Consider the following 19,556-nt stretch of genomic DNA (forward strand, 5'->3'; position numbering starts at 1 on the left):
CCCCACGTTAGTTCATTCATTGAACCGTGCTAGGTTCAATGAATGAACCGACTGACCGTGGCGGCCTCGGCGCCGCTGCTCGTGCTCACGAACTACACGGCCCCGATGGTCACGCTGCCCGACACCGCCATGGCGCTGGGTGCGGGGCCGACCGGCCCGGTGTGGATCCTCAGCGCCATCGCGCTGGGCCTGTCGTCCCTGTTGCTCGTCGCCGGCGGGCTGGCCGACGACTACGGGAGGAAGCGGACGCTCGTCGCGGGCACCGCGGTGCTCGCCGTGGCGAGCGTGGTGGCCGCGACCGCGCCGAACGTGCCGGTGTTCGTCGCCGCCCGGCTGGTGCAGGGCGCGGCCAGTGCCGCGGTGCTGGCCGCGAGCCTGGGCATCGTCGGCCATGCCTTTCCCTCCGGCGCTCCCCGCCTGCGGGCCACGGCCGTCTACGGCGCGATGATGGGCCTGGGTACCGCCGTCGGCCCGCTGCTGTCAGGCCTGCTGGCGGTGCTGACGAGTTGGCGGGCGATCTACTGGGTGGTGGCGGTCGCCGCGCTCGCGCTGACGGTGGCGGCGGCCGTGACGTTGGAGGAGTCGCGGGCCGCGCAGCGGCGCAGGATCGACCTGCCGGGCGTGCTGCTGCTGACGCTCGGAGTCGCCGCGCTGGTCGCGGGGGTGACCGAGGGCCGGATGGGCTGGGCGCGGCCGATCGTCGCCGTCGCCTTCGCCGTCTCCGCGCTCCTCCTGGTGGCCTTCGCGGTGGCCGAGCACCGCAGCCGTGAGCCGCTGCTGGACCTCGCGCTGTTCAGGCGGCCGCGGTTCCTGGTCGCCACCGGGGGTGCGCTCGTCGTCGGCGCCGCCGTCATCGGCCTGCTCAGCTACCTGCCCACCGTGCTCCAGGCCGCCCACGGGATGACCCCGCTGTCGACCGCGCTGCTGTTCGGCGCCTGGTCCGGCACGTCGTTCGTGTCCTCTCTCGCGGTCGGCAGGGTGCGCCTCGGCGCGAGTTCGAGACTGTCGCTCGGCCTGGTGCTGAGCGCGGTCGGGTTCGCGGGGCTGCTCGGCGTGGTCGCGGACTTCTCGCTGCCGCTGACCATCGCGGGCCTGGTCGTCAGCGGCGTCGGCAGCGGACTGATCAACTCTTCGCTCACCCATCTGGCGATCGAGAGCGTGCCGCAGCACCGCGTCAGCATGGGCTCGGGCGCCAACAACACCGCCCGCTATGTCGGCTCGTCGCTCGGGGCGGCGGCCATGGCCGCCGTGATCGGCGCGCACGGCATGGAGGCGGGCGTGCTGGTGACCCTGATCGCCTGCATCGTCCTACTGGTCGGTACGGCGGGCGCGGTGCAGGCGCACCTTCTCGCGGTTCCCGCACCGCTTCATGGAGCACCACTGCCTGGTCCCCGCGTTTGACCTGTCGGCGAAGCGCAGGCCGCACGTGGGGGAGGCGCACACCCGTACCTGGTGCAGGTCGGGCCCGCCGATCAGTTCGACGGCGTCGCTGGCGATCTCCGCCAGCCCCGCGACCACGGGGTCGGCGGGCGGCAGCCGGACGACCGACAGGTCGGAGCCCAGCTCGACCAGGGCCGGCTGTCTGCGCGCGGCCCAGCGGTTGATCGGCTCGGGGAAGCCGCTCTCGCCCGCGGCGGCCGCGTCGACGCACCGGCAGATGGCCTCGCGCAGCTCTCTCGCCGCCATCAGCAGCGTCGTCCCGGCCACCGAGGACTCCTGCGGGCTCGGGGCGAACGGCAGGTCTTCGGGCAGGCCGAGCCACGCCAGCAGGTCCTCGGGCTCGCGCAGCAGTTCCCGGCCGCCGGTCTTGCGGTCTCGGTAGGTGTTGACGAAATCCAGTGCGGGCCGTCCGCCGTCCCACACCCAGTCTCGCGTTCGCATGTCTCTAACCATATGATGGGGTTAAGCCTGTAACCACACGATGGAGTTACACGATGGTGGAATCACGGATGGCCCAGGTCGGCGACCTGCGCATGCACTACCTGATCGAGGGCGAGGGGCCGCTGCTGATGCTGCTGCACGGCTGGCCCCAGACCAGCCACTGCTGGCGCCACCTCATCTCCCCGCTGGCGGAACACTTCACGGTCGTGGCACCCGACCTGCGCGGATACGGGCTGACCGACAAGCCGCGCACCGGGTTCGACAAGCGCACGATGGCCGCCGACGTGCGCGAGCTGGCACGACAGCTCGGCCATGAGCGGGTCGCACTGGTCGGCCACGACAGGGGAGGGCGCGTCGCCCACCGTTACGCCCTCGACCACCCCGACGAGGTGGAGCGCCTGGTCGTCATGGACATCATCCCCACCAGGGAGATGTGGCGGCGCTTCGACATGATCTCGGGCGTCGCGCTCGGCACCTGGCACTGGACCTTCCACCTGCAGCCCGACCTGCCCGAGCGGCTCGCGGGCGCCGACGTGCGCGGTTACCTGGGCTACTTCTTCGAGAAGTGGACCGTCCAGCGGGCCGCTCTCGACGTGGAGGAGTACTACCGGGCCTTCTCACAGCCGGGGGCTCTCAGGGCCGGGTTCGACGACTACCGGGCCTCGTTCCCCGACGACGCGGCCCATGACGACGCCGACTACGACGCGGGCAGGCGGCTGGAGATGCCGGTGCTCGCCCTGTGGGGCTCGGCGGGCCTGCCCGCCCGCGTCGGCGTCGAGGAGGTGTGGCGTGACTACGCCAGGGACGTGCGGGGCGCGGAGATCTCCGACTGCGGCCACTTCCTGGCGGAGGAACGCCCTGACGTCGTGCTGTCCCACCTGCGCGACTTCCTGAAGGTGTAGTCACCAGCGCCGGGCCGCGCCCATGACGTGCAGCAGCGCCTCGCGCTGCCCGGTGAACTCGGCGGGCGCCATGCCCTCGCGCTCGGCGCGCATGTGGAGCATGGCCAGCTCCGTGGCCGCGTGCTGGTAGTCGGACATGGCCTTCGACAATCCCGCCTTCCTGGCCCACCTGCGGGCGTGCCTGCGCGCCTTGAGCGAGCTCAGCATGCCGACGTCCTGCGGCGTGACGACGCCGGTGGGCAGGTATGCGGGCAGGACCCCACCGATCTTGCCGAGCACCCTCTGGCGCTCCCTCACGGTCACCACCACGAGCACGATGATCACGGCGAGCTCGAGCAGGTAGGCGCCGCCCAGCGCGGGAAGGCTTCCCAGCGTCGCCGCGCCGTTCCACGCGCCGTGCAGCAGGACCGCGCCCAGATAGCCGAGCGGGATCGCCAGCCACCTGACGGGGTGGCGCCTGGTGGCGGCGTAGGCCACGCCGAGCCCGATCATCGAGGTGTAGACGGGGTGGCCGAGCGGCGAGATGACGCCGCGCATCACGAACACGCCGACGGCGTCGCCCGCCCCGCCCTCGACGAAGGCGACGAGGTAGTAGCCGACGTTCTCCACGAGCGCGAAGCCGAGGCCCGCCATGGCGGCGTAGATGATGCCGTCGGTCAGGCCGTCGATCTCCTTGCGCCTGCGCAGGAGCAACAGAAGCGCCGCCCCCTTCAGTGCCTCCTCGGTGACGGGGGCCAGGACGACGACGCCGATGTTGCCGGCCACCGTCTGGCCGTACCCCGCGCTGCGGACCAGGGCCTCACCGGCCATGCTCAGCACGACGGCCAGCACGACGGCCACGCCCGCGCCCCAGACGAAGGCGAAGGCGAGGTTGAGCCTGGGTTCCGGCTCCAGCCTGTCGAGCGCCAGCACGGCGGCGAGCAGGATGGGCAGGGGCGCCACGGCCATGAGCGCCGCCAGGCCGAAGCCGGAGGGTTCGTTGGACAGCAGCATCGAGGCCAGCACCAGCAGAGCGCAGATGCCGGAGATCACGAGGCCGATGATGAGCGATTTGCTTGGTCGCGGATAGAGCACCGCAGGGCGAGTCACAGAGGTCACGCTCTCACAGTGCTCTCCTCCGATAGATGGACAGTTGACTCCTACTTACCGGCCTTGAGCACGGCCTCGACGATCGAGCGGGGGTCGACGCCGAAGTGCTCGCGGACGGCCTCGCGGGTGTCCGACAGGCCGAACCCGTCGGTGCCCAGCGAGGTCCACGGCCGCTCGATCCACGGGCTGATCTGGTCGGGCACGGCCCTCATCCAGTCGCTCACCGCCACGATCGGTCCATGCGTGCCCTCGAGGGCCTGTTTCACGTACGGCACGCCGCCCGTCGACATCGCGTCGCGGCGCAGCTCGCTCCACGAGGTGACCGACCAGACGTCGACCCCGACGCCGTGCTCCTCGGCCAGCAGGCGCTGGGCCTCCAGCGCCCAGTGGATCGCGGTGCCGCTGGCCAGGATGTGCGCCTCCCCTCCGCCCTCGGAGAAGCGGTACAGGCCTCTGACGATCCCCTCCTCGACGCCTTCCGGCATGGCGGGCTGGGGCAGCGGCTCGTTGTAGACGGTGAGGTAGTAGAAGACGTCCTCGCCCGCCTCGCCGTACATCCTCCGCAGGCCTTCGCGCACGATGACGCCGACCTCGTAGGCGAAGGCCGGGTCGTAGCTGAGGCACGCGGGGTTGGCCGAGGCGAGCAGCTGGGAGTGGCCGTCGGCGTGCTGCAGCCCCTCACCTGTCATGGTGGTGCGGCCCGCGGTCGCGCCGATGAGGAACCCGCGGCCGAGCTGGTCGGCCAGCGCCCACATCTGGTCGCCGGTGCGCTGCCAGCCGAACATCGAGTAGAAGATGTAGAAGGGGATCATGGGCTCGCCGTGCGTGGCGTAGCTGGTCGCCGCCGCGGTGAAGGAGGACATCGAGCCGGCCTCGGTGATCCCCTCGATGAGGATCTGCCCGTCGGTGGCCTCCTTGTAGGCGAGCAGCAGGTCCCTGTCGACGGCCTCGTAGCGCTGGCCGAGCGGCGAGTAGATCTTCGCGGTGGGGAACAGCGACTCCATGCCGAAGGTCCTGGCCTCGTCGGGCACGATCGGCACCCAGCGGCCGCCGGTCGCCGGATCCTTCATGAGGTCCTTGACCAGCCTGACGAAGGCCATCGTGGTGGCGACAGGCTGTTTGGAGCCTTTCGCGAGCGCGGCGAACGGCGCGGACGGCACCTCCAGGCGGCTCGGCCGTACGGTGCGTCGCGGTATCGGCCCGCCCAGCGCGGCCCGCCGCGCGGCGAGGTAGCGGACCTCGGGCGAGTCGGGCCCCGGGTGCAGGTAGGGAGGAAGCTCGCCGTCCAAGGAGGGAACGGGCAGCCCGAGGCGCTCGCCCATCACCCTGAACTCCTCCTGGGTCAGCTTCTTCATCTGGTGGTTGGCGTTGCGCGCCTCGACGCCCGCTCCCAGCGTCCAGCCCTTCACCGTCTGCACGAGGATCACCGTGGGCACGCCCTTGGTGTCGAGCGCCCTGCGGTAGGCGGCGTACACCTTGCGCGGCTCGTGCCCCGCCCGCGAACCGCCGACGACGCGGCGCAGCTCCTCGTCGGTGAGGCTCGTCTCGATGCCCTCGAACAGGTGTCGCCTGATGTAGGCGCCGTCCGAGGCGGCGAACGTCTGGAACTGCCCGTCGGGGACCGCGCCCAGCCTGGCCACGAGCTCGTCGGACTCCAGCAGCGGATCCCATTCGGCGCCCCACAGCGCCTTGACGACGTTCCAGCCCGCGCCGCTGAAGACGCTCTCCAGCTCCTGCACGATGCGGGTGTTGCCGCGCACCGGGCCGTCCAGCCGCTGGAGGTTGCAGTTGATCACGAAGGTCAGGTTGTCGAGCCCCTCCCGCGCGGCCAGCGTGAGGGCGGCCGTCGCCTCGGGCTCGTCCATCTCGCCGTCGCCGAGGAAGGCCCACACGTGGCCGGAGGAGGTGTCCTTGATGCCGCGGTTGTGCAGGTAGCGGTTGAACCTGGCCTGATAGACGGCGTTCAGCGGGCCGAGGCCCATCGACACCGTGGGGAACTGCCAGAAGTCGGGCATCGCGCGAGGATGCGGGTAGGACGACAGCCCGCCGAGGGTCTCCCGGCGGAAGCGGTCGAGGCGCTCCTCGCTCAGCCTTCCTTCGAGGAAGGCGCGCGCGTACACGCCAGGCGAGGCGTGCCCCTGGAAGTAGACCTGGTCGTCCTCGCCGTGGAAGAAGTGGTTGAACCCGACCTCGTACAGCCAGGCGGCCGAGGCGTAGGTCGCCATGTGGCCGCCCAGGCCCAGCTTGCTGCCGCGGGTGACCATGGCGGCCGCGTTCCACCGGTCGTAGGCGGCGATGCGCTCCTCCAGCTCCAGGTCGCCCGGGTAGGGCGGCTCCTCGGCCGTGGGCACGGTGTTGACGTATCGGGAGCTCGTGGACAGCCGCCTGACGAGGTAGTCCGCGCGCTCCTGCCCCTTGGCCCTGACGACCGCCTCGAGCGACTCCAGCCACTCCGCGGTCTCCTGGGGGTCCAGATCCATCTGCATATTGCCATTAAACACCCTATGATCGATCATTGGGCGTATGAGGCCCGTAGTCAGGTCGCCGCTGCGCGACCAGATCCGTCAGTTGGTGCTCGAAGGGCTGGTCAGCGGTCGTTGGGCGCCTGGCGACAGGCTGGTCGAGCGGCGCATCGCGGCCGAGCTCGCGGTGAGTCAGGCTCCCGTGCGAGAGGCGCTGCGCGAGCTGGAGGCGCTCCGGCTGGTGGAGTCCTCGCCGAACAGGGGTGCGAGGGTCCGCGCGTTCAGCCGCGCCGACCTGCGCGAGGTCTACCACGTGCGGGCCGGCCTGGAGGAGACCGCGGCCCGTCTCGGCGCGCCCGACGTGGAGGCGCTGGAACGTCACACCGCGCTCCTGCACGCCGCCGCCGCGGCGGGCTCCCTCGACGACCAGGTACGGCACGGCGTCGCCTTCCACCGTGAGATCGTCGCCGCCTCCGGCAACCAGCTCCTGCTGTCGGTGTGGGAGTCGCTGGGCATCGAGGTATGGACCCACGTGTCGATCCGCCTGTTCCGCGCCGAGCTGCACGAGAACGCCGCGGACCACGAGCCGATCGTGGAGGCTTTCAGAAGGGGGGATCCCGAGGTCGGCCGCCTGGTCCGCGAGCACGTCCTCGGCTACGCGGACTGACCTGGCGCCGAGGGCCGCAGCAGCGCGTGGATGCCGGCCGCCATCGCGAGCGTGATCACCGCGACCGCCCACAGGACGAGGTGGAAGGCGCCGGTGAACTGATGGCCGTGGCTCGCCGCGCCCGCCGCGATCCGGCCGGCCAGCTCCGCGTCGCCCACTCTGGCCTGCAGGAGGCTGACCAGCGCCGAGCCGTACACCGCGATGACGATCGCCTCGCTGCCGATGCGCAGCGTGTTGACAAAGCCCGCGGCCATCCCCGCCCTCTCGGGTTCCACCATGCTCATCGCCAGCCCGTCGCCGACGCCGAAGCCGAGACCGGCGCCCACCCCGACCAGCAGCATCGGCCCGGCGGGCAGCGCCGTGTCCGTCACCGCGAGCCACGCGTTGCCCAGCCCGAACAGCAGCACCGCCACGGTCACCAGCGTCCTGGCCGGCACGCCGCGGTTCAGCAGCCAGCCGCCGGCGGGCGGGGCGATCAGCACGGGCGCGGTCATCACCAGCATCCACAGGCCCGCCTGCTGCGGCGAGGCACCGTGGACGCCGGCGAAGTAGGTGGGCAGGTAGGTCAGCAGCGTCACCATGCCGAAGCTGGTCGCGACGGGCACGAGGCTCAGCGCGAGAAAGCGCCTGTTGCGCACCAGCGTGAGGTCGAGCACGGGGTGCGGGCTGCGCCGTTCGATCCTCGTGAACGCGACGAGCAGCGCCGCCGCCGCGGCCAGCGGCACCAGCACGCCGGGGCCGCCCCAGCCCGCCTGCGGCCCCTGGACCACCGCGATCGTCAGCAGGGCGAGCCCCGCGACGAACGTCACCGCCCCCTTCACGTCGACCCGCGGCCGCCGTCCGGCGCGTGACTCGGTGACGAACGGGACGCCGAGCAGGGAGAGCGCCAGGATCAGCGCGTTGGACAGGAAGATCGCCCGCCAGCCGTACCCGCCCGCCAGCCAGCCCGAGATCGTCGGGCCGAGCGCGAGCCCGATCCCGGCGACGGTGCCGAGCAGCGCGAACGCCCTCGTCCTCGCCGGACCGTCGAACGTGGTGGCCAGGATCGCCGCGCCCGAGGCCATCACGCCCGCCGCGCCCACGCCTGACAGGGCCCTGGCCGCGTCCAGCAGCCAGATGCCGTCCGAGAGGGCGGCCACCACCGAGCCCGCCGCGAAGACCGCGGCACCGGCCGCGAACACCGCGCGCCGGCCGAACAGGTCGGCCAGCGACCCCGCGACCAGGGTGAAGGAGGCGAAGGTGAGGTTGTAGGCGTTCATCACCCACTGCAGGGGGGCGCCCGCGGCGTGCAGGTCGGCGCCGATGCCCGGCAGCGCGACGGCGGCGCCGGAGATGGACATGGGGACGACGAGGAAGCCCAGCAGGACCACGGTCATGGTCAGGGCGGGGTTCGGAGTTCGTGTACGGATTGCCACTCAGCAGAAAATGCCACTTAGTGGCGTTAGCTGTCAATCGGCACTTCTGGAGTAGGCTGAGCGCATGGATCTGCGTGAGCTGCCGCTCAGGGAGCGCAAGAAGGCGCGCACAAGACAGGCTCTGACGGAGACGGCGCTGCGGCTGTTCACCGAGAAGGGCTTCGACCACACGACGCTCGACGAGCTCGTCGACGCGGTGGAGGTCTCCAAGCGCACCTTCTTCCGCAACTTCCCCAGCAAGGAGGACGTGGCGCTGGCCGCCGACACCGAGCTGTGGTCGACGTTCCTGGCCGAGGTCGACGCGATGGAGGTGTCAGGGCTGGTGCTCGACGCGTTCAGGTCGGCGCTGCGGGTGAGCCTCGCGCGGATGGAGGAGGGGTGGGGCGCGAGGTTCCTCGCGACCAGGGCCCTGTGCGCCGTGACCCCCGCGGTCGAGGCGCACAGCCTGCGCTACTGCGACCAGACCACCCAAGCGGCCTTCGCCAGGATGGGCGCCAGGACGGGGTTCGACGCCGGCGACGTCCGGCTGAAGCTGGTGATCGAGGTGGCGATCGCCGCCTGGCGCCACGCGGCGATCGGCTGGACGGCCGACGGCGGGCCGGGAGGGCTCGCGGGCCTGCAGGAACGCCTCGACGCGGCTTTCGCCGCGATCCCCGAGAGCATCGCGCTGACCGGCGTGAACCTGCCCCGGTAGCGGCCGGCCCGCGGTCATGGTCGAAGATGGGCCCCGCAGGCGAGTCCGACAGAGGGGATCCCATGGGCTGGGACGAGATCACATCCGAGGAAGAGCTGCGCGACCTGCTGGGGGAGGTGATGCCCAGGGCCGTGACCAAGGAACGGGTCTCGCTTCACGAGCGTGACAAGGAGTGGCTGGCCAACTCGCCGTTCTGCCTGATCGCCACCGCGGGCGCCGACGGCACCTGCGACGTCTCGCCCAAGGGCGACCCCGCCGGCTTCACGTACGTCATCGACGACACGACGATCGCGATCCCCGACCGCCCGGGCAACCGCAGGGCGGACGGCTTCCACAACGTCCTGGTCAACCCGCACGTCGGCCTGCTCTTCACGATCCCGGGCCGCGGCGAGACCCTCCGCATCAACGGCAGGGCCAGGCTCGTCAAGGAGGCCCCGTTCTTCGACGAGATGATCGTCAAGGGCCATCGCCCCAGGCTGGCACTGGTCGTGGAGATCGAGCAGATCTTCTTCCACTGCGCCAAGGCGTTCCTGCGCTCGAAGCTGTGGGAGCCGGAGACGTGGAACCCGGACGCGATGCCGTCGCACGCGACGATCATCAAGAGCCTGCAGAAAGTGGAGGAGTCCCTCGAGGAGCTGGAGCGCTACTACGGGGACTCCTACAAGGAGAAGCTGTACAAGGCCTAGTCAGGCGGCGGGCAAGGGTCCCGTCGGCAGCCGGATGACGTTGCGGCCGCTGTAGGCGCTCAGATCGACGACGGTCGGATCGGTCTGGGCCGGCTTGCGGCGGCCGGCCTTCCTGATGTCGCGGACCTTGTGCCGGGCCACACGCGGCGGCACCACCTCAAGCCTCGTCCTCACAGAGCCCCCCGGCGTGATGTTTTCGTTACATCACATTACTTACAGAATGCCCCATAAGTGCCATGTAAAGATCGCGTCAGTACGGAAGCCGCCGCCCGGACGGCGACCGCAGATCCAGGTCCTGAGGCCGGGTCGGCTGGCGCTTGGACGGTGTCTTGACGATCCTGATGCGTCGCATGGTCTGCCCCCTTCGCTTGCCTCAACCATGGATCCAGCCGCTTGACAGCCGCTTGGCGTGCGCTTGCGGGCCGCCTTCGCGTCAACCTAACCGGCCCGCTCACCGGCGCTCAACGCATTTTGACCGGTATTCCGGCCGCCCCTTCGCCAACTTCGTGGCGCAGGAGGGCGTCTAACCCGCCGTGGAAGATCCAGAGCGCATCGGGGACTACTGGCTGGCGGGACGGCTCGGCGAGGGCGGGCAGGGGGTCGTCTACGAGGCCTACGACAGCCAGGGCCGCAGGGTGGCGGTCAAGGTGCTGCACACCGCCGACGCCGCACGGCTGGCCAAAGAGGCGACCGCGGCCCAGCGGGTCGCCTCGTTCTGCACCGCCCGCGTCCTGCACGTCGAGACCGAGGGGCCGAGGCCGCACATCGTCTCGGAGTACGTCGAAGGCCCGAGCATGCGCAAGGTGGGCAGGCTCTTCGCCGGCGACGACCTTCACCGCCTCGCCACCGCCGTCGCCACCGCGCTGACCGCCATCCACGAGGCCGGCGTGATCCATCGCGACCTCAAGCCCGACAACGTGCTGCTCAGCCCCGGCGGGCCGCGCGTCATCGACTTCGGCATCGCCAGGACGGCGGACATGTCGCTGACCAGGAGCGGCGAGGTCGCGGGCACGCCCAGCTACATGGCGCCGGAGATCTTCACGGGCCAGCGGGCCACGCCCGCGGTCGACGTGTTCGCGTGGGGCGCGGTCGTGCTGTTCGCCGCGACGGGCGAGGACCCCTTCCGCGCCGACCACCTGGGCGGCGTCATGCACAGGGTGCTGTCCTCGCAGCCCGACCTGAGCGTGCTGCCCGAACCCCTGGCCACGCTGGTGGCCGCCGCGATGGACAAGAACCCCGCCGCCAGGCCCGCCGCGAGGGACCTGCTGCTCGCGCTGGTCAGCGGCGCGGACACCGGCACCAGGGGGCTGCTCGCCGCCGGCAGCCGCTCCGCCGTGGGCATCAACGTGGGGGACACGGCCGATCCCGCGCTCGGCACGATCGCCGAGGACGCCTACGAGGGCCTCGACGCGCAGGAGCGGGAGCTGGCCCCCGAGGTGTTCCTCAGGCTGGTGGCCGTGGACGAGGACGGTCAGGAGGCGGGCAGGTGGACGCCGAGGTCGGAGCTGCTCGACGGCCGTAGCCGCGAGTCGGTCGAGCGGATCCTGCGCGTCTTCTCCTACGTCGTCACCGAGAAGGACGGCATGGTCGCGCTGTCCCGTCCCGCCCTGCTGCGCGCCTGGCCCAGGTTGCGGATGTGGGTGGACGCCGACAGGGAGGGGCTCGCCGTCCTCACCCGGCTCAGCAGCGCCGCCAGGCAGTGGGCCGACCACGGCCGCCGCGACGGTGACCTGCTCCAGGAAAGCCGGCTGGAGAGCGTGCTGAGCTGGGCCGCGACGGCGCGCAGGCACGTCACGCTCACCCCGACGGAACGCGACTACCTGCGCGCGGGAACCGAGCTGACCAGGAGACGCGCGCGCAGGCGCCGGCTGACCACGGGGGCGCTGTCGGTCCTGCTCGTGGTCGCGCTGGCGGCGGGTGGGCTCGCCGTCTGGCAGGCCAGGCGCGCCGACGGCCAGAGAGACGCCGCCACGGCGCGCAACGTCGCGATCGAGGCCGCGTCCCTTCGCGCGGGCGATCCCGTCAAGGCGATGCTGCTGACCGTCGCCGCCTGGCGGATCTCGCCCGACGCGGACACCCGCTCCGCGCTCGTGTCCTCCTACCAGCAGAGCGAGCGGGCCGCCTTCCACGACCCGCCGGTCGACGGGGTGGCGCTGCGCGCGCTCACCCACGACGGGCGCTCCCTGGTCAGCGTGAGCGAGAGCGGCGTGGCGGTCTACGACGTGCGCTCGGGCAGGAGGACGCGAGGCTGGGCCGTACCGGGGCTCGACAGCGAGTACCTGTTCGACGTCTCGGTCAACGGCAGCGGGCGGCGCGTCGCCGTGACGACCGACAAGAGGATCACCGTGTGGGACGTCGCCACGGGCAGGCTCGTGGCGGAGAAGGCGATGCCCGAAGGATCGGGCGGGCGCGGCGCCGAGTACGGCGACAGCGAGTCCACGCTGGCCGTCAGCCTCACCGACGAGCTGATCCATCTGTGGGACCACGAGCGGGGCCGCACGTTCGGCGGGGTCCTCGACGAGGGATACGCCGCGTCGCAGTACCCGCTCGTCGACAGGACGGGACGGCTGCTCGTCGTTCCCGGCGACCCGCGCTTCTACGTCCGCCACCTTCCAGCGTGGACCAAGGACGACAGGCTGAGCGCGGCCTGCAAGGGCCAGCCGTACGCGGCGGCGTTCAGCCCCGACGGCAGGACGCTGGCCTGCGCGGGAAGCGAGATCCAGCTCGTCGATGTCGCGACGGGCAGGACGCTGCCGCTGCCGGGCGGGGACAAGCAGTTCTGGCCCGCGGCGCCGTCCTGCGAGCTGTGCGAGGCGGCCGCCAAGGGCCTGCGCTTCAGCCGCGACGGCCGCTACCTGGCAGCCTTCGCCGACAGGTCGCTGCGCGTCTGGCAGGTCTCCGGCCAGCGGCAGGTCCTCGCCTACCAGGCGGAGGGCGAGCTGACCGACGTAAGGTTCGACGGCCACGCGCTGCGCTACCTCCTCGACGACACCGTCGTGACCCTCGACCTGAAACCGCGCGTCACCGACTTCCGCACCACCCGCGCGCAGTGGGGCACCGAGCTGAGCCCCGACGGCAGGTGGGCGCTGGTCAGACCGGACGAGAACACGATGGCGCTGTGGGACCTGGCCGCCCGGCGGCGGATCTGGACCATGCGCGGCTCCGGCCGGACGGTCTTCGACCAGCGGGGCGAGCGGCTGGCCACCATCCCCGACAGCGGCGAGATGACGCTGCGGGACCTCAGGACCCGCCGGCCGCGCTGGTCGGCGCCCGTGCCCTTCGGCATGCCGCCGGTCCAGGCCGAGTTCACCCGCGACGGCCGCACGCTGGTCATCACCACCTCGCTGACGCAGACCGACTTCAGGCTGACCCGCCTCGACGCGGGGACGGGGCGCGTGCTCGGCACGTCCACGACCCGCAGTTCCGGCGGCGTGCTCACCCCTGACGGCAAGCGCATGGCGTCGAACGACGGCAGGTTCTACGACCTGACGACAGGCAGGCCGCTCGGCGCCGGGTTCGGCTCGGGCGCCCTAGCCGTCAGCGACCGGTCGGTGATGGCCGTCAGCGGCGACCGGGCGGGCAGGATCGCGCTGCGCGGGCTCGACGGAGGGCCCACGTCCGCGCCCCTGCTCCGGGGCGTGAACGAGCGGGTCGCGCACCTGGCGTTCTCTCCGGGGGGCGACCTGCTGGCCACCGTGGGCGACGACCCGGGCACGCTGCAGCTCTGGGACGTGCGGGCGCGCCGGCGGCTCGGCGGCCCGGTCGGCGCGTACGCCGACGGCGTGCCCGGCGAGGGCGGCCTCGCCTTCAGTCCCGACGGCGGAGCCCTGTACGTCGCCGAGCACGACGGCCTGATCCACGAGTTCGTCGTGGACCCCTCGAAGATGGCGCGACTCGTCTGCGATCGGGCGGGACGCGAGCTGACCGAGCGGGAATGGAGTGAATTCTTCGATCAAGTTCCCTATCGCCAACTTTGCGGCTCCTGAGCGCATCCAACACGCCATGGGCGAAGCACTGATCGACGGAGACCCCCAGCGACTGGGCGGCTACTGGCTCGCGGGCAGGGTGGGGGCGGGCGGCCAGGGAATCGTCTACGAGGGCTACGACGCCCAGGGTGAGCGTGTCGCGATCAAGGTGCTGCGCGGCGACCCCTCGACCCAGCCGCGCCTGGCCAAGGAGGCCGTCGCGGCCCGGCGCGTCCCCGCCTTCTGCACCGCCAGGGTGCTCGACGCCGACCTGGAGGGCCCGCGGCCCTACATCGTCTCCGAGTACGTCGAGGGGCCCAGCCTGCGCCAGGCGGCGCGGCTGTTCCGCGGCGACGAACTGCACAGGCTCGCCACCGCCATCGCCACCGCGCTGACCGCCATCCACGACGCAGGCGTCGTCCACCGCGACCTCAAGCCGGACAACGTGCTGCTCGGCCCCGATGGGCCACGCGTCATCGACTTCGGGGTGGCCCGCACGCTGGAGATGTCGCTCACCTCGGCGCAGTTGCTCGCCGGCACACCCGGCTACATGGCGCCGGAGGCGTTCTCCGGCGAGCGCGTGGGCATGCCCGCCGACGTGTTCGCGTGGGGCGCGACCGTCCTGTTCGCCGCGACCGGCGAGGATCCCTTCAGCGCCGACTCGCTCGGCGCGGTCATGCATCGCGTGCTCTCCCACGAGCCCGACCTGTCGGCGCTGGCCGGCCCGCTGCACGCGCTGGTGGCGGCCGCGCTGGCCAAGGACCCCCGGCAGCGGCCCACCTCAAGGGAACTGCTGCTCGCGCTGGTCAGCGGCGACGGCCTGGACACCGCCAGGCTGCTGGCCCAGGGGGCGGGCTCGGCCGCCGCCGTGGGAGCCCACGCCGCGGGACCTGCGCACGACCCCGCGCTCGGCACGCTCGCCGAGGACGCCTACACGGCGCTGGGTCCCGCCGAGCGGGAGCTGGTGCCCGAGCTGTTCCTCCGCCTGGTGACCGTCACCGACCAGGGCGACCTCACCGTACGGCAGGCCGCCCGCGCCGAGCTGCCCGCGGACATCGAACCCGTCCTCGACAGGTTCGCCTACCTGGTGTCCGGCGGCGACCCCGTCAGGCTGCTGCGCCCCGCCCTCCCGCTGGCCTGGCCGAGGCTGCGCGCCTGGATCCAGGCCGACAGGGACGGCCTGGCCGTGCACAGGCGCATCGCGAGCGCCGCCGGCAGCTGGGCCTCGGGCGGGCGAAGGGAGGCCGACCTGTTCCAGGGCAGCGTCCTCGACGACGCCCAGCGCTGGGCAGCGGCCGGCCGCAGGAACATCACGCTCACCCCCGCCGAGCGCGACTTCCTCGAGGCGGGCGCGGCGCTGGCCAGGAGAAGGGGGCGCAGGGTCAGGGCGATCTCCGTCGCGCTGGCCGTGCTCCTGGTGCTGGCGCTGGCGGCGGGCGGCCTCGCCTTACGGCAGAGCCGGGAACTGGCCGCGCAACGGGACGTGGCCGAGTCGGGACGGCTGGCGGCGCTGGCCGACTCCGTCCGCGGCAAGGATCCGGTGCTGGGCATGCTGCTCGGCGTCGCCGCGCACCGCATCGCCGACACGCCGCAGGCGCGGGCCGCGATGGACCACGGCCTCACCTCGGCGGCCACCAGATCCTTCCGCGACCCGGCGACGACCGCAGGCAGGGCTCTCAGCCCCGACGGCCGCCGCCTGTTCAGCGAGTCCGACGGCCAGGTCAGGGTGTGGGACACGCGTACCGGGCGAAGGACGGCGGCCTTCCGCCACCAGAGCGGCACGTTCCTCAGCATGGCCGTCAGCCCATCGGGCCGCACGATCGCGATCGCGACGGAGGAGGGAGGGGTCCGGCTGTGGAACGCGGCCACGGGTGCCGCTCTCAAGCCGCGCCTCAAGCTCTTCGACGGCGCGGGGGACTCCGACTTCGGCCTGTCCTACAGCCGGTCGGAGGATGTCGTCGTGATGTCCATGGGGCAGGGCCTGACGTTCTGGAACACCCGCACCGGCACCAGGGGCACCGCGCCGACGCTCGGGGGCCTGCGCGCGGTGACGCCTGACGGCAAGGCGGCCGTCTACACGTTCATGGACAAGGTGCTCAGGCAGCCGCTGCCCAGGGGCAAGGCCGTGACGCTCTGGCGGACCTGCCGGTCGTGCTACGACATGGCGCTGAGTCCCGACGGCGCCACGGTGGTCGCCGGACGGGAGGGCGACCAGGACATGGTGGTGTACGACACCCGGACGGGCAAGCAGGAGGACAGCGTCTATTTCATGGGCTGGGCCGGTGGCACCCTCTCATGGAGCAGGGACGGCAGGTTCGTCGCCGCCCTGGGCGCGAGCCGGCTCCAGGTGTGGAGGGCGGACGACCGCGAGACGGTGTTCGAGCAGCCCGTCCCCCCCGGCGCCGCGGAGCTCGCCTTCGATCCCGACCTGCGCACGCTGCGATATCTGGTGGGAGACACCGTGGTCAGCGTGGACTTCGGCGCCAAGCCGCCCGCGGGCCCGCGAGGCGACCTGCTGAGCCCGGGCGGGCGGCACCTGCTGTCGGGCTCCAAGGTGCGGGACCTGGTCACCGGCAGGAGCACGGCCATGCCCGTCGAAGGCTCCTCCGAGACCGTCTTCAACCGGGGCGGCTCGGCGCTCGCCATGATCCGCGACTCCTCCGTCGTCGTCCACGACGTCGCCACGGGCAGACGGCTGTCCGAGGTCCCGCTCGGCGAGGAGTCGGGCCGGTTCCTCGCCTTCAGCCCCGACGGCACGCGCCTGGCCGTCGCGACCGAGAAACACGTGCTCGTGGTCGACCCCACGACGGGAAGGCGGCTGTGGGGCAGAGCCGTCGAGACCGTCGAGCGGGTGGTCTTCACGCCCGACGGCCGCCGTCTCGGCGCCGACACGCGGTTCTTCGACGCGGCGACGGGGAGCCCCACCCCCTTCCAGCCGCTGGGCGCGAACGTGCGCGACCTGACCGTTTCCGGAGCGGGCGACTTCTATGGATGGCCCGACGGCTCGGCACGGCTGGCGTACTGGCGGCAGGGAACGGCGGAGCCGTCGTCGGCCCCGCTGCGTGACCTGCCCTTGTCCAGGCCGGAGCTGATGTTCTCCGCCGACGGCGTGTTCGTCGCCGCCGGAGACACGGACGGGGTGACGGTGTACGACCTCGCCTCGGGTGTCGCGGTCGCCACGATGGCGGACGCCGAGGCCGGTCAGGTCCGGTTCTCCGGAGACCGGCTGCTGGCGATCGTCGACGGGAGGCTGGTGGAGCATCCGCTGGATCCCGCCGCGGTGGCGGCGAAGGTGTGCGCGAGGGCGGGGCGGTCGCTGAGCGCGGAGGAGTGGGCGGCCTACGTGCCGGGCCTGCCGTACAGGGAGGTCTGCTCGAAGTGAACGACCTGCGCCAGGCGAAGCCTCCCCCTACGCTACGGCCATGACGCGGATCCTCTCGTTCACATGACGCTGCCCAGGCTCGTCGCCGTCTGCGCGGTGTGGGGCGTGTTCTGGGGGGCGTGGTCGGCGCTGCTGCCCGCCGTACAGACCCAGGTCGGAGCCGCCACCGCCGATCTCGGGCTGGCGCTGGCCGGCGTGCCGGTCGGGGCGATCCCGGCGATGGCGCTCACCGGCAGGCTGGTCAGAGGCAGGGAACGCGCCGCGCTCGCCGCCTCCACCGCGCTGTTCGCCGTCGCGGTGGCGGGCATCGGGTTCGTCACGACCCCGGCGGCGCTTGGCCTGGCGCTCGTGGGGCTCGGGGCCACCAGCGGCGCTCTCGACATCGCGCTCAACACCGCGACCGGCAGGGCCGAGCGCGAGTCGGGACGCCGGCTCTTCCAGCCGGTGCACGCCGCCTTCCCCGTCGCCGTGATCGTCGCCGCGCCGGCCACGGGGCTCGCCCGCTCCCTCGGGTACGGCCCCGCGCAGGTGCTGGCCGTCATCGCGGTGCTCGTGCTGGCCTGCGCCGTGTTCGCGCTGGGCCTGTCGCTGGGCCGGGGCGTCCAGCCGGTCGGCGAGAGCAGGCCGAAGGGAGCGTGGCGGCACGCCGCCGTCCTGGGCGGGCTGGCCGCGGGCGCGCTCGTGATCGAGAACTCCGTCGAGCAGTGGTCGGTCCTGCTGCTCGAGGACCACAGGGCCGCGCCCACCCTGCTGGCCAGCGCCGCTCCCGCCGTCTACATGGGCGCCCTCACCGCGGGCCGCCTGGGCGCGCAGGCGATGCCGAGGGTGGGCCTGCGCACCCTCTACCTGCTGGCGGGGTTCGGCGGCGGGGGAGGGATCGCGCTGGCGGGGCTGGCGCCCGCGGCGTGGCTGTCGCTGGTCGGGTTCGGGCTGACCGGGTTGGCGCTCGGGCCGCTGGTGCCCGCCATGCTCAGCAAGGCCGCGGTGGGAGACGAGGACGGGACGCTGGTGTCCGCGGTGTCCACGATCTCCTACGCGGGGTTCGTCGTCAGCCCGTTGCTGGTCGCGGGGCTGTCGGCGGCGTTCTCGCTGCCGGTGGCGCTGGCGCTGCTGGGTCTGCTGGCCGTACCGCTCCTCGGCGGATATTTGACCGAGCGTTCTCGATAGGGCATATTCGAGACCGTTCGTTCTAGATTGCGACGGAGGATTGGTCATGCGATTCAGCGGCAAGGTCGTGCTTGTGACCGGGGGCGGATCCGGCATCGGCAGGGCGAGCGCGCAGGCGTTCGCCGACGAGGGGGCCACGGTGGTCGTGGCGGGCAGGAGTGCGGGGCCGCTGGAGCGGACGGTCGAACTCATCACTGAGTCCGGCGGCACGGCCGGCCACGTGCGGGCCGACGTGGCGAACGCGGCCGACGCGGAGGCGATGGTGGCCGAGGTCGTCGCGCGGTACGGCAGGCTCGACATCGCCTTCAACAACGCCGGCGTCTTCGCCGGAGGGGCGGTCACCGACCTGGACGAGCAGGCGTGGGCCCGGGTCATGGACGTCAACGTCACGGGCGTGTGGCTGTCGATGAAATACGAGATCGAGCACATGCGCCGCAACGGGGGCGGCGTCATCGTCAACACCGCGTCCAACCTCGGGGCGCACAAGCGCTACAGCGGCATGGCCGCCTACATCACCTCCAAGGCCGCGGTGAGCGCGCTGACCAAGGCGGCGGCGCTGGAGTACATCGGGGAGGGCGTACGCATCAACGCCGTCAGCCCCGGGCCCGCGGAGACCACGATGTCGCTGCGGCCGGGCGAGAGCGAGGCGGACAGGGACGAGCGGATGAAGTCGGCGCTGCCGCTCGGCAGGGTGGGCAGGCTCGAGGAGATCGCGGGAGCGGTGCTGTACCTGGCCTCGGCCGAGGCCGGTTTCGCCGTGGGCACCGACCTGGTGGTCGACGGCGGGGCGTCCGCCTGAGACCACTGATCGTTCTGTCGGCGGCGGCAGATAGGGTCGGACGCGCTCAACGGCCGTGCGACAGGAGTGACGATGACATATCCCCCGCCCACCGGTCAGCCGGGCGCGCCCGGCCCCTGGACGGGACCCCACTCGCAGCAGCCCCAGCCGCCCGGCCAGTGGCCGCCCGCGCCGCCGTATCCGGCTGAGGCCCCGTGGGGTGCTCCGCCCGCCCAGGGGCCCGCGCAGGCCCCCGGACATCCGCCCGTACAGGCGCCTCCGCCCGCTTCCGGGTATCCGCCCGCGCCCGGCCATGCGCCGGCTCTTGGGTATCCGCCTGTGCCCGGCCATGCGCCGGCTCCCGGATATCCGTCAGCGCCCGGGTATCCGCCCGCCGGGGCTCCATGGGGGCCGCCGCAGCCGGGGCAGCCCGGTCACCCTCCCGCCGGCGCGCCCCAGGAGCAGGCG

The 19,556-nt window shown here is 72.3% G+C and carries 14 protein-coding genes; 9 read left to right on the top strand and 5 right to left on the bottom strand.

Going from position 1 to position 19,556, the window contains the following annotated elements:
* The first annotated feature begins 42 nt into the window (after positions 1-42).
* Positions 43-1,401 carry an MFS transporter gene (locus ACFSKW_RS19015; protein ID WP_379573591.1) on the top strand — a complete coding sequence of 453 codons (1,359 nt, stop codon included), beginning with the start codon at positions 43-45 and terminating at the stop codon, positions 1,399-1,401.
* Here the strand turns inward: ACFSKW_RS19015 and ACFSKW_RS19020 are convergent.
* Complete coding sequence (locus tag ACFSKW_RS19020; RefSeq protein WP_379573592.1) at positions 1,309-1,881, bottom strand: CGNR zinc finger domain-containing protein; 573 nt, start codon at positions 1,879-1,881, stop codon at positions 1,309-1,311. The genes ACFSKW_RS19015 and ACFSKW_RS19020 overlap by 93 nt on opposite strands.
* A gap of 53 nt (positions 1,882-1,934) precedes the next feature.
* On the opposite strand from ACFSKW_RS19020, the gene ACFSKW_RS19025 reads away from it, so the two are divergent.
* Complete coding sequence (locus ACFSKW_RS19025; RefSeq protein WP_379573593.1) at positions 1,935-2,783, top strand: alpha/beta fold hydrolase; 849 nt, start codon at positions 1,935-1,937, stop codon at positions 2,781-2,783.
* Here ACFSKW_RS19025 and ACFSKW_RS19030 read toward each other — a convergent pair whose 3' ends face one another.
* Together ACFSKW_RS19030 and aceE are read right to left on the bottom strand one after the other, a co-directional pair.
* Positions 2,784-3,815 carry a PrsW family intramembrane metalloprotease gene (locus ACFSKW_RS19030; RefSeq protein WP_379573594.1) on the bottom strand — a complete coding sequence of 344 codons (1,032 nt, stop codon included), beginning with the start codon at positions 3,813-3,815 and terminating at the stop codon, positions 2,784-2,786.
* Between the two features lie 107 nt (positions 3,816-3,922).
* On the bottom strand, positions 3,923-6,358 hold the full coding sequence (aceE, locus tag ACFSKW_RS19035; protein WP_379573595.1) for a pyruvate dehydrogenase (acetyl-transferring), homodimeric type: 2,436 nt from the start codon (positions 6,356-6,358) through the stop codon (positions 3,923-3,925).
* Between the two features lie 37 nt (positions 6,359-6,395).
* On the opposite strand from aceE, the gene ACFSKW_RS19040 reads away from it, so the two are divergent.
* Positions 6,396-7,001 carry a GntR family transcriptional regulator gene (locus tag ACFSKW_RS19040; protein WP_379573596.1) on the top strand — a complete coding sequence of 202 codons (606 nt, stop codon included), beginning with the start codon at positions 6,396-6,398 and terminating at the stop codon, positions 6,999-7,001.
* Here ACFSKW_RS19040 and ACFSKW_RS19045 read toward each other — a convergent pair.
* The gene (locus ACFSKW_RS19045; RefSeq protein ID WP_379573597.1) at positions 6,989-8,416 is read right to left on the bottom strand and encodes an MFS transporter; all 1,428 of its coding nucleotides are present in this window, start codon (positions 8,414-8,416) and stop codon (positions 6,989-6,991) included. The two genes, ACFSKW_RS19040 and ACFSKW_RS19045, sit on opposite strands and share 13 nt — an antisense overlap.
* 64 nt (positions 8,417-8,480) lie before the next feature.
* Between ACFSKW_RS19045 and ACFSKW_RS19050 the strand changes: the two genes are divergently transcribed.
* Together ACFSKW_RS19050 and ACFSKW_RS19055 are read left to right on the top strand one after the other, a co-directional pair.
* The gene (locus ACFSKW_RS19050) at positions 8,481-9,110 is read left to right on the top strand and encodes a TetR family transcriptional regulator (RefSeq protein ID WP_379573598.1); all 630 of its coding nucleotides are present in this window, start codon (positions 8,481-8,483) and stop codon (positions 9,108-9,110) included.
* 62 nt (positions 9,111-9,172) lie between these two features.
* Entirely contained in the window at positions 9,173-9,796 is a 624-nt protein-coding gene (locus tag ACFSKW_RS19055) for a pyridoxamine 5'-phosphate oxidase family protein (protein WP_379573599.1), read from the top strand.
* Here the strand turns inward: ACFSKW_RS19055 and ACFSKW_RS19060 are convergent, their stop codons facing one another.
* Complete coding sequence (locus ACFSKW_RS19060) at positions 9,797-9,970, bottom strand: hypothetical protein (protein WP_379573600.1); 174 nt, start codon at positions 9,968-9,970, stop codon at positions 9,797-9,799.
* Between the two features lie 359 nt (positions 9,971-10,329).
* Here ACFSKW_RS19060 and ACFSKW_RS19065 point away from each other — a divergent pair, with 359 nt between their 5' ends.
* The 4 genes from ACFSKW_RS19065 (at position 10,330) to ACFSKW_RS19080 (ending at position 19,109) form a co-directional block, all read left to right on the top strand.
* Complete coding sequence (locus ACFSKW_RS19065; RefSeq protein WP_379573601.1) at positions 10,330-13,782, top strand: WD40 repeat domain-containing serine/threonine protein kinase; 3,453 nt, start codon at positions 10,330-10,332, stop codon at positions 13,780-13,782.
* Positions 13,783-13,798: 16 nt separating this feature from the next.
* Positions 13,799-17,143: a WD40 repeat domain-containing serine/threonine protein kinase gene (locus tag ACFSKW_RS19070; RefSeq protein ID WP_379573602.1), complete on the top strand. Its 3,345-nt coding sequence runs from the start codon at positions 13,799-13,801 to the stop codon at positions 17,141-17,143.
* Between the two features lie 63 nt (positions 17,144-17,206).
* Entirely contained in the window at positions 17,207-18,310 is a 1,104-nt protein-coding gene (locus ACFSKW_RS19075; protein WP_379573603.1) for an MFS transporter, read from the top strand.
* A 46-nt stretch (positions 18,311-18,356) separates the two neighbouring features.
* Entirely contained in the window at positions 18,357-19,109 is a 753-nt protein-coding gene (locus ACFSKW_RS19080; protein ID WP_379573604.1) for an SDR family NAD(P)-dependent oxidoreductase, read from the top strand.
* Positions 19,110-19,556 lie beyond the last annotated feature (447 nt).

The sequence above is a fragment of the Nonomuraea mangrovi genome, assembly GCF_042681425.1.
Taxonomy (GTDB): Bacteria; Actinomycetota; Actinomycetes; order Streptosporangiales; family Streptosporangiaceae; genus Nonomuraea; species Nonomuraea mangrovi.

What these genes read in the sequence shown, in the direction of transcription:
- ACFSKW_RS19025 (WP_379573593.1), top strand. Translation starts at nt 1,935, where the DNA reads ATGGTGGAATCACGGATGGCCCAGGTCGGCGACCTGCGCATGCACTAC.
- ACFSKW_RS19015 (WP_379573591.1), top strand. Translation starts at nt 43, where the DNA reads ATGAACCGACTGACCGTGGCGGCCTCGGCGCCGCTGCTCGTGCTCACG.
- ACFSKW_RS19040 (WP_379573596.1), top strand. Translation starts at nt 6,396, where the DNA reads ATGAGGCCCGTAGTCAGGTCGCCGCTGCGCGACCAGATCCGTCAGTTG.
- ACFSKW_RS19070 (WP_379573602.1), top strand. Translation starts at nt 13,799, where the DNA reads ATGGGCGAAGCACTGATCGACGGAGACCCCCAGCGACTGGGCGGCTAC.
- ACFSKW_RS19050 (WP_379573598.1), top strand. Translation starts at nt 8,481, where the DNA reads ATGGATCTGCGTGAGCTGCCGCTCAGGGAGCGCAAGAAGGCGCGCACA.
- ACFSKW_RS19080 (WP_379573604.1), top strand. Translation starts at nt 18,357, where the DNA reads ATGCGATTCAGCGGCAAGGTCGTGCTTGTGACCGGGGGCGGATCCGGC.
- ACFSKW_RS19075 (WP_379573603.1), top strand. Translation starts at nt 17,207, where the DNA reads ATGACGCTGCCCAGGCTCGTCGCCGTCTGCGCGGTGTGGGGCGTGTTC.
- ACFSKW_RS19020 (WP_379573592.1), bottom strand. Translation starts at nt 1,881, where the DNA reads ATGCGAACGCGAGACTGGGTGTGGGACGGCGGACGGCCCGCACTGGAT.
- aceE (WP_379573595.1), bottom strand. Translation starts at nt 6,358, where the DNA reads ATGCAGATGGATCTGGACCCCCAGGAGACCGCGGAGTGGCTGGAGTCG.
- ACFSKW_RS19055 (WP_379573599.1), top strand. Translation starts at nt 9,173, where the DNA reads ATGGGCTGGGACGAGATCACATCCGAGGAAGAGCTGCGCGACCTGCTG.